The 9,016-nt window shown below is 40.5% G+C and carries 9 protein-coding genes and 1 tRNA gene; 8 read left to right on the top strand and 2 right to left on the bottom strand.

What is annotated here, in order from left to right:
• Positions 1-12: 12 nt before the first annotated feature.
• Entirely contained in the window at positions 13-417 is a 405-nt protein-coding gene (locus JEU79_RS25625) for a hypothetical protein (protein ID WP_198264249.1), read from the bottom strand.
• 312 nt (positions 418-729) lie between these two features.
• Here JEU79_RS25625 and JEU79_RS25620 point away from each other — a divergent pair, with 312 nt between their 5' ends.
• Together JEU79_RS25620 and JEU79_RS25615 are read left to right on the top strand one after the other, a co-directional pair.
• Positions 730-1,269 carry a hypothetical protein gene (locus JEU79_RS25620; RefSeq protein ID WP_198264250.1) on the top strand — a complete coding sequence of 180 codons (540 nt, stop codon included), beginning with the start codon at positions 730-732 and terminating at the stop codon, positions 1,267-1,269.
• 122 nt (positions 1,270-1,391) lie between these two features.
• Positions 1,392-1,862 (top strand): hypothetical protein, encoded by a 471-nt coding sequence (locus tag JEU79_RS25615; RefSeq protein ID WP_198264251.1) that lies wholly within the window; start codon positions 1,392-1,394, stop codon positions 1,860-1,862.
• A gap of 519 nt (positions 1,863-2,381) precedes the next feature.
• Here JEU79_RS25615 and JEU79_RS25610 read toward each other — a convergent pair.
• A tRNA-Leu gene (locus JEU79_RS25610) sits at positions 2,382-2,468 on the bottom strand.
• A 143-nt stretch (positions 2,469-2,611) separates the two neighbouring features.
• On the opposite strand from JEU79_RS25610, the gene queA reads away from it, so the two are divergent.
• The 6 genes from queA to JEU79_RS25580 all read left to right on the top strand — a co-directional run bounded on the left by queA (position 2,612) and on the right by JEU79_RS25580 (position 8,963).
• Complete coding sequence (gene queA, locus JEU79_RS25605; RefSeq protein ID WP_198264252.1) at positions 2,612-3,688, top strand: tRNA preQ1(34) S-adenosylmethionine ribosyltransferase-isomerase QueA; 1,077 nt, start codon at positions 2,612-2,614, stop codon at positions 3,686-3,688.
• Between the two features lie 51 nt (positions 3,689-3,739).
• Entirely contained in the window at positions 3,740-4,867 is a 1,128-nt protein-coding gene (gene tgt, locus JEU79_RS25600; RefSeq protein ID WP_198264253.1) for a tRNA guanosine(34) transglycosylase Tgt, read from the top strand.
• A gap of 155 nt (positions 4,868-5,022) precedes the next feature.
• Positions 5,023-5,364, top strand: coding sequence for a preprotein translocase subunit YajC (yajC, locus tag JEU79_RS25595; RefSeq protein ID WP_198264254.1), 342 nt, complete (start codon positions 5,023-5,025; stop codon positions 5,362-5,364).
• Positions 5,365-5,435: 71 nt separating this feature from the next.
• On the top strand, positions 5,436-7,355 hold the full coding sequence (secD, locus tag JEU79_RS25590; RefSeq protein WP_198264255.1) for a protein translocase subunit SecD: 1,920 nt from the start codon (positions 5,436-5,438) through the stop codon (positions 7,353-7,355).
• A gap of 67 nt (positions 7,356-7,422) precedes the next feature.
• Positions 7,423-8,364 (top strand): protein translocase subunit SecF, encoded by a 942-nt coding sequence (gene secF / locus JEU79_RS25585; RefSeq protein WP_198264256.1) that lies wholly within the window; start codon positions 7,423-7,425, stop codon positions 8,362-8,364.
• A gap of 176 nt (positions 8,365-8,540) precedes the next feature.
• Positions 8,541-8,963 carry a hypothetical protein gene (locus JEU79_RS25580; protein ID WP_198264257.1) on the top strand — a complete coding sequence of 141 codons (423 nt, stop codon included), beginning with the start codon at positions 8,541-8,543 and terminating at the stop codon, positions 8,961-8,963.
• Positions 8,964-9,016: the final 53 nt, after the last annotated feature.

Genomic DNA, 9,016 nt, shown 5'->3' with positions numbered 1-9,016 from the left:
TAAAATAATAGCTTATAAATCAATAGCTTTAAAGATCCAGCCTATGTGCTGCATATATACCGGATTAGTATAGGCGATTTGTATTTGGTTATTAACCAGAGTAATACTGATACGTTGTGGCGCTGCAAAACCACCATACTGCGCTTCCGAGGCGAGAGATTTTAGCTCATCACTGGTAATAACGTAGATATGAGCATCGTCATAGGGTGAATATTCAGCAACTAAAGTGAAGGGAGATTGTTGAATTTGTTGGGCAACTTTTTCCTGTGCATCAGCCATTGATATATTGGTTTGTTCGGCAAGCACAAAAGGTTTGAATGTTTCTTTATTAGCGGCTTGCGAAGAAACGCTAAGAGAACATAAAAAGAGGAAAAGCAGTGTTATTACAGAATGGTGAATATTTCGCAAAAACAACATAAATGAACTCCAGGCCTATTTAAGTATTATTATTATTTTAAAATGGATAGAATTGCTCATTACCTTCCATGATTGATTCTTTTTGTACTGACTTCCATTTGTTATGTAAATAATAGATAAGTATATGCTTATAGAGTGGTTTTCTAACTTACCGTGTTTATTATTTATTCCTGTAATTTAACTCAAGTTTTAAAATATTCAAAGCTTATTCAAGAAAAAATGCGCTTTTTATACTATAAATTGTAAAATAGCGTTCAGAAATAAGAAAACAACTTTATCCAGTAAATATTAGCATTTAAAAATAGGGAATAAATGGGGAACTTAACGAAACAACATCAGTTTCTAGATAAACTGATTGCCTATCAAATAAAGGGGCAACTCAATACTGAACAGGCTGAAAATTTATATGAGCTTGTTGAGTCTTTTCTAAAGTCGCCACAGGCCTCGGATTATACTCTAGAGATAATTGCAATTCGTATCGTAAAAATGAGTGTCGATTATGAGGCCTATGTGTCGGCATTGATTTTTAAAATGTTGCCAGATGAATTTACCAAAAAAGAATTGGTGAAGCTGGAAGAGGAATTGTATCACTATATTGAAAAAGAACTCTATGGCAAGGGACTGGATAAACGCATTACCGCGAAGCTAATTGAGCAAATCAGTAAGCAAAACCCAAAACTGAATGAAGCAATGGCTGAAAAAAAGGCGATGGGGAACTGGGGCTGGTTGCTTCCCCATGCTTTGACACAATTAGTTATTGACCAAATTGTTGCAGCCATTGATGAAGCAAAAATAGAGGCTAATCGTGGTAAAAAGAAGGGCAGAAAGATTCGTATTAAAAAAATGGATTGAGGGGGTATTCAACGGACAAATTAATTATCGTCTAATCAGGGGGCGTAAGTTAATCGCTGTGTCATTTCACACATCTATTCAGAGCTAGTTTATCTTTTGCTTAAATAGACTAAAATTAAGTCATGAAGAAACAAACATTGCTTATGTTCCTGCTCTCAGGCGCATTAATACTGACTTTGCTTTTTGCTGGTTATGCCAATGTCGGCAAGCCAACGACGGATACCCTGATTACTTGGCTGGGCTCCGATCCATCCTGTGATTTACAACAAAAAAACTGTAGTTTACTGACGCCAGATGGTGCTCAGATCAGCTTGCTTATTGCCAATCGTCCAATTCCCATGGTCAAACCTTTTCAGATTAAGGTGCAAGTGAGTAATATGGATGTGCAGGAAGTTGCTGTTGATTTTAAGGGTATTGGCATGGATATGGGGCCGAATAATATTACTCTTGAGCAATTAACGCCGGGTGAGTTTTCTGGTACAGGCATTTTACCGGTTTGTGTCCGAAACCACATGGAATGGCGTGCAGATGTTTATATTAAAACCGCCAAGGGTATTGTGGTCGCCCCCTTTCTATTTGCCAGCTCACATTAGCTCACATTTAGAGCAGTCTAATCTCTGCGAATATTTTTGACGTTATCATAAAATACATTGTCTTCACGCTCTTCATAAGTTTTTCGTTCCAACTGACGTTTTTTGTAGAGCTTAATACCAAGAAAAATGAATACAATGATGATTATAGCTAAATAGAAAAGTTGACCTGCCATAGAAAAAATTAACCCCGTTATTTTTTATCTTATCCTATCTTTTACTTTATTCCATATTGCGCAACAGACAAATAATATGCCTCGAACAAGATAATTAACTGTAAGAGGAGCGGGGCGCTTCGATAGATGAGAAAAATTAACTTTTGTTATCGAATTACAATTTTTGGACTTCATACCTGAACAATACTAGAAGTAACGCCTCAAAAGATAGGAAATTGTCAGTGACAGTAAAAAATAAAATTGTTTTATAGTGATTTGGCTTCGACTCAGGTTTCTTCGCTAAGACTTACTTTTGAACTACTTTATTGATTGCGTTTGGATTGATTGTAGCTGGTTGAAAAATAAATGGTACCGATGGGCGGACTCGAACCGCCACGCTATTGCTAGCGGGGGATTTTGAATCCCCTATGTCTACCAATTCCATCACATCGGCATTTAATTGGAAGCACTATTATAGGGAATTATATTTATCTGACAAGTTTTATCTCTGGTTTTTAGTAGAATATCTCGTTTAGATGGTGGTTATTAGGCCGTTATGAATGCTCTTCGCGTTTATATTTGTTAAAATGCCGTCCTATGAATTTATCTGAATTTAATTTTGACCTACCTGAAGAGTTAATTGCCCAATATCCCTTGGCTGAGAGGACGGATAGCCGTTTGCTCTGTTTGGAGGGTGATATGGGGCATTTGACGGATCGTATCTTTAAATCATTGCCGGAATTATTACACGCCGGTGACTTGTTAGTTTTTAATAATACCGAGGTTATTCCGGCGCGCTTGTTTGGCCGTAAAAGCACAGGTGGTAAATTAGAAGTGTTGGTTGAGCGAGTATTGGATGAGCAATCCTTTTTAGCACAAATACGCGCCAGTAAGTCACCGAAAGTAGGTGCTGTGCTGGAACTAGGCATTGATGCTGAAAATGGGGATAGCTTTCAGGTGACGATGCTTGCCCGTGAAGGGGACTTATTTCATCTGCAATTGCTGGATGCAAAAGAACAAACGGTATTTTCTGTGCTGGATCAATTCGGTCACATGCCTCTACCACCTTATGTGGAGAGGGATGATGATAAAAATGACTTGCAGCGTTACCAAACGGTTTATGCGAAAGAAAAGGGGGCTGTGGCAGCACCGACAGCAGGTTTGCATTTTGACGAAGCCTTATTGGCATTACTTGCTGAACAGGGCATAGAATCTGCCTGGGTAACCTTACATGTCGGGGCAGGTACATTTCAGCCGGTTAGAGTAGACAATATTCTGGATCATAAAATGCACTCTGAATATGTTGATGTACCTGCTGAAACAGTTGCTAAAATAACACAAACCCATGCCAATGGTGGGCGAGTCATTGCCGTAGGGACAACCGCAATGAGAAGTCTTGAAAGTGCCTCAATGAATGGCAGTATTGCTGAATTTCATAGTGATACTGATATTTTTATCTATCCGGGCTATGAATTCAAAACGGTGGATGCCATGGTGACCAATTTTCATTTGCCGCAAAGCACTTTGATTATGTTGATCAGTGCTTTCGCTGGGCTGGAGAATGTTAAAAAGGCTTACCAGCATGCTATTGCCGAAAAATATCGTTTTTTCAGTTACGGTGATGCCATGTTTATTACTCCAAAGAGTGCTCGATTGGATAAGCATAAGGTTTAGACACGTAATAAGCTTAATTATTATACGTTAAAGAAAGGTTGTATCTGTATTATGAAATTTGATTTGTTCACCACCGATGGCACGGCACGAAGAGGCGCGATGACGTTTCCTCGCGGCACGATTCAAACGCCTGCTTTTATGCCAGTCGGCACTGTTGCCACAGTAAAGTCCATGACGCCAGAAGATGTGCAAAGCATTGGTGCAGAGATTATTTTGGGTAATACCTTTCACCTCTTTCTCAGACCGGGTATGGAGGTTATTAAGGCACATGATGGCCTGCATAATTTTATGCACTGGCATAAACCTATTTTAACTGATTCGGGTGGTTTTCAAGTGTTTAGCTTGGGTAAATTACGTAAAATCAGCGAAAAAGGGGTGACATTCGCCTCGCCCATTGATGGACGAAAAGTTTTTATGGGACCAGAAGAATCTATGCAGGTGCAACGAATTCTGGGCTCTGATATTGCGATGATTTTTGATGAATGTACGCCATATCCGGCGACTCATGAAGAAGCAAAAGTTTCGATGGAGCTTTCCCTGCTTTGGGCACAGCGTTCTAAAGATGAGTTTTTCTCGGCCTCATTAGCCCCTAAAGGGGATGATAGTGCTGCCTTGTTTGGTATTATTCAGGGGGGCATGTATCCAGAGCTACGTGATGTTTCCCTGAAGGCATTGACGGATATTGATTTTGATGGTTTTGCGATTGGCGGTTTATCAGTCGGCGAGCCAAAAGAAGAGATGATTAAAATTTTAGAACATACGACGCCACAGATGCCACAGGATAAGCCGCGTTATCTGATGGGGGTTGGCCGCCCGGAAGATCTCGTTGAAGGAGTACGTCGGGGCATTGATATGTTTGATTGTGTTATGCCGACACGTAATGCCCGTAATGGCCATTTATTTACCCATCAGGGCGTGGTTAAAATTCGTAATCAAAAGCATCAGTTCGATACGCGCCCTCTGGATGAAACTTGTCAGTGTTATACCTGTCAAAACTACTCGCGTTCCTATCTGCGTCACTTGGATAAAACCAATGAAATGCTCGGCTCGCATTTGAATACCCTGCATAATCTTTTTTATTATCAGGAGCTGATGCAAGGTATGAGAGATGCGATAGCGGCACATCGTTTTGATGACTTTGTTGATGAATTTTATGCTAAGCGAGAACCGGCGAGCTAAATAGAATGTGTAAAATGTGCTAGGTGCTTTCCCTAAGTTAGGGAAAGTCCCTTGAATTTGTGACATAATAGCGCCACTTTATAGGCTGTAAAGCTGTATAACAAAATAAAATTAAGCAAAAATTTAGTAATAATTAAGTAAATTGAGGATATACAATGAGTTTTTTTATCGAAGATGCCATAGCAGAAGGTGGCGCGGCCGCCTCAGGTGCGCCTGATTTAATTTCACAACTAATGGTTTTTGGCGGAATTTTTCTAATTTTCTATTTGCTGTTCATTCGTCCTCAAAACAAGAAAATGAAAGAACACAAGCAAATGGTAGAAGCGCTGGTCAAGGGTGATGAAGTTGTGACCAATGGTGGTATCTTGGGTAAAGTTGTTGCCCTGCATGATAGTTTTGTGACTTTAGAAGTTTCTCGTGATGTGATGGTGAATGTACAACGTTCAGCTGTAGGCGCTATTCAGCCTAAAGGCACTATTAAGAGCATTAAAGACTAATTAATCTGCTTTGCAAAATGTGCAGCAAATGATTTGTTGCACATTATTATCGATCAAATAAAGAAAACAATATGCTAAATCATTACCCTATTTGGAAATACCTGTTAATCCTTCTGGTGATTGTGGCCAGTGCTTTTTACGCTTTACCGAATCTTTATGGTGAAGATCCTGCCTTACAAGTGGCTGCTTCAGCCCGAGGCGTTGAAGTTGATGGTCAAACCCTGAGCCGTGTGGCAAAGAAATTTGAAAGCGAGGGCATACAATATCGCAATGCCAAGCTATTAAGTACCGGCTTGTTATTCCGTTTTGCCAATAAGGCCGAACAGGAGAAAGCAAAAAAGGTGGCAGAAAAAGAGCTGGGTGATGATTACGCAGTAGCACTCAATTTAGCGACAGCCACACCCCAGTGGTTGTTGGATATGAACGCTGAACCCATGTATCTAGGATTGGATTTACGTGGTGGTGTTTACTTCCTGATGCAGGTAGATATGGAAGCTGCCGTCATCAAATCAGTCAATACTTATGTGAGCGACTCGCGCTCGATTTTGCGTAAGGCTAAGGTACGTTATTTAGGTAGCAAGCGAGTGGCGAATGATATTGTCATTCGTTTTAAATCCGCTGACTTACGTGAAAAAGGCTATGAAATTCTGCGCCGTGATATGCGTGACCTGAGTTTCACTGAAAAAGAAAGTGGCAGCACATTTATGTTGCAAGGTCGTCTGAGCGAAGCGAAGCTGAAAGAATTAAAACTGTTTGCCCTGAAACAAAATATCACCACGCTAAGAAAACGTATTGATGAAAAATTTCATGGCCTAGTCGAGCCAATTATTCAACAACAGGGTGATGATCGTATTGTCATTCAATTGCCGGGCATTCAGGATACTGCGGGTGCTAAGGATATTCTGGGCGCAACTGCGACCTTAGAATACCGTGCCGTTGATGAAGAGCATACGGTAGAACAAGCTTTAAATGGTCGTGTGCCTGCGGGCTCAAAAATCTACTATACCCGTGAACGTCATGAAGGCAGTCGGGTGATTCCTTCTGTGCCGGTATTACTGAAAAAACGTGTCATTGTTACGGGTGAACATGTTACCAATGCGCAAGCTGGTATCGATCCGGATTCGGGTGGTGCGAAAGTAAATGTTTCTTTGGATGGCTATGGTGGTAAGCGTATGGGTGCTTTCACCAAGGAAAGCGTTGGCAAGCGTATGGCGGTCGTTTATCTGGAAACAAAACAAGAAACCATGTTGGATAAGCAGGGCAATATTGTTAGAGATGAAAATGGTAAGGCGAAAGTTAAGCGCCATACCACTGAGGAAGTGATCAGTAATGCGGTTATTCGTGGACACTTCTCTAATCGCTTTGAAACCACTGGACTTGATAGTGTCCAGGAAGCGAATGACCTTTCACTCTTACTCAGAGCGGGCGCATTGGCCGCGCCGGTTTATATCATTGAAGAACGTACGATTGGTCCAAGTTTGGGACAGGACAATATTGATAAAGGTTTTAGCTCGGTCATTATTGGTTTTATAGCGGTCTTATTCTTTATGGCATTTTGGTATCGCAAATTTGGCATGATTGCTAATCTGGCGCTGGGCTTGAATCTAATTATTATCGTTGCAGTATTATCTTTATTACAAGCCACTCTGACCTTGCCGGGTATTGCCGGTATCGTACTAACAGTCGGTATGGCGGTTGATGCCAATGTCTTAATTTTTGAGCGTATTCGAGAAGAATTGCGTAATGGTAATTCACCTCAGAACAGTATTCATTCAGGCTATGAAAAAGCTCTGATGACAATTGCTGATGCTAATATTACGACATTGATCGCGGCCTTTGTCCTTTTTGTTGTCGGCACAGGCCCCATCAAAGGCTTCGCTGTCACTTTATCCATCGGTATTATGACCTCTATGTTTACCGCTATTATGGTGACGCGCGCAGTGGTTAATTTATCCTATGGTGGCAAGCGTATTAAAGATATTTCTATTTAATATCTTTCTAATTAATACCTTTGCTATTCGAATCTTACATAAAACATAAACGTAAAAATATAAAACTATGCAAATATTGACAGATACACATATTAATTTCATGGCACAGCGTAAAGTCGCCATGCTTATTTCTGCTGTTTTAATCGTGATTTCATTGGTATCATTAGCCACTCGCGGCCTGCAGTTTGGCTTGGACTTTACAGGGGGCACTTTACTAGAAGTTGCTTATCCTGCTGATGTGAAACTTGCGCCCATTCGAGATGCTCTGCACAGCAACGATTTTAAAGATGCTATTGTGCAGCATTTTGGTACTGAACATGAAGTGCTGGTACGAGTTGCACCCAGAGAAGGCCTATCCAATGCTGATATTTCAACGCATTTGTTTGAGCTGCTTCGAGAGCAAAATTCAGCGGTAGAAAATCGTCGGGTAGAATTTGTCGGACCTCAAGTGGGTGAAGAACTGACTGAAACAGGTGGCATTGCGATGCTGGCGGCTTTAGTGTGTATCTTAATTTATGTTGCCCTGCGTTTTGAATACCGTTTTGCTTTGGGCTCGGTGGCTGCTTTGGCACACGATGTTATCATTGTGCTCGGTTTGTTTTCTGTCTTTGGTATTGAATTTGATTTAACGGTTTTGGCTGCTGTGTTGGCGGTGATTGGTTATTCCTTGAATGATACCATTGTGGTCTTTGACCGTATCCGTGAAAACTTTCGTAAAATTCGCAAGGGTGATGCGATTGATGTGATTGATGCCTCATTAAATCAGACCTTGTCTCGGACATTAATTACTTCCTTAACGACCCTCTTAGTATTGTTTGCTTTGTTTGTTTTCGGTGGGGAATTAATTCATGGTTTTGCAACGGCATTACTTGCCGGTGTTTTAATTGGAACCTACTCATCGGTTTATGTTGCCAGTACCGTATTAGTGGCAATGAATGTCAGTAAAGAAGATCTTGCACCAGTGAAAAAAGAAGGTGAGCAGGAAGAAGAGGTTTACGAAGAAGTATAAGTCATTTCAATATAGCTAAATGCCTCACTGAGCCTTGAAAAAATTACCCTTGGGGTATTTTCAAGGATTATTCTAGGATTATAGGTATATCACATTATTTTCTTGGTATGTTGGTTAGAATGGTATTTTAACCACTCCAGAATAGATTTTATTCTGCTCTGAAAAGAGGACATGCTATGAAACCATCAGCACTGAACGCCATAAAATATCTCTCATACAGCTTGTTTGTTAGCCTGAGTGCCAGCCACTTTGTTGTTGCTCAAAGCGTATCTCAAGGTGAGCAAATACAAGAAAAAATACATCAACAAGAAAAATCCTATCATTCTCAGCAGCAAAAATTAATGGCACTGGATAACAAGCAAGATACCTTGCAAGAAAAACAAAGCCAAAGAGAAAATGAACTTCGGAAGAAAGAGCAGAAACGGTTGTCGCAAGAAAAAAATGCTTATTTAAGCACTGTTGCTGATCAAGAAGCTGACGAATTGGCAGAAAAAGAAGCACTAGAAACAATGTCCCAGCCGGAAATGGAGACCGCTTATGAAAAAGAGCAGAAGTTTAAGCAGTATGATGATAGGTTAGAGATGCAGGGGAGCTATTAGAAAGGAGAGTTATTAGAAGTCGTTATTTAAGCGTTATCTTAATGGGTTTTAAT

The organism is sulfur-oxidizing endosymbiont of Gigantopelta aegis (assembly GCF_016097415.1).
GTDB lineage: Bacteria > Pseudomonadota > Gammaproteobacteria > GRL18 > GRL18 > GRL18.
This window is presented reverse-complemented; position numbering and strand designations above follow the sequence as displayed.

Excerpts from the sequence above, each read along its gene's own strand:
- JEU79_RS25625 (WP_198264249.1), bottom strand. The coding sequence starts at position 417 with ATGTTGTTTTTGCGAAATATTCACCATTCTGTAATAACACTGCTTTTC.
- JEU79_RS25620 (WP_198264250.1), top strand. The coding sequence starts at position 730 with ATGGGGAACTTAACGAAACAACATCAGTTTCTAGATAAACTGATTGCC.
- JEU79_RS25615 (WP_198264251.1), top strand. The coding sequence starts at position 1,392 with ATGAAGAAACAAACATTGCTTATGTTCCTGCTCTCAGGCGCATTAATA.
- queA (WP_198264252.1), top strand. The coding sequence starts at position 2,612 with ATGAATTTATCTGAATTTAATTTTGACCTACCTGAAGAGTTAATTGCC.
- tgt (WP_198264253.1), top strand. The coding sequence starts at position 3,740 with ATGAAATTTGATTTGTTCACCACCGATGGCACGGCACGAAGAGGCGCG.
- yajC (WP_198264254.1), top strand. The coding sequence starts at position 5,023 with ATGAGTTTTTTTATCGAAGATGCCATAGCAGAAGGTGGCGCGGCCGCC.
- secD (WP_198264255.1), top strand. The coding sequence starts at position 5,436 with ATGCTAAATCATTACCCTATTTGGAAATACCTGTTAATCCTTCTGGTG.
- secF (WP_198264256.1), top strand. The coding sequence starts at position 7,423 with ATGCAAATATTGACAGATACACATATTAATTTCATGGCACAGCGTAAA.
- JEU79_RS25580 (WP_198264257.1), top strand. The coding sequence starts at position 8,541 with ATGAAACCATCAGCACTGAACGCCATAAAATATCTCTCATACAGCTTG.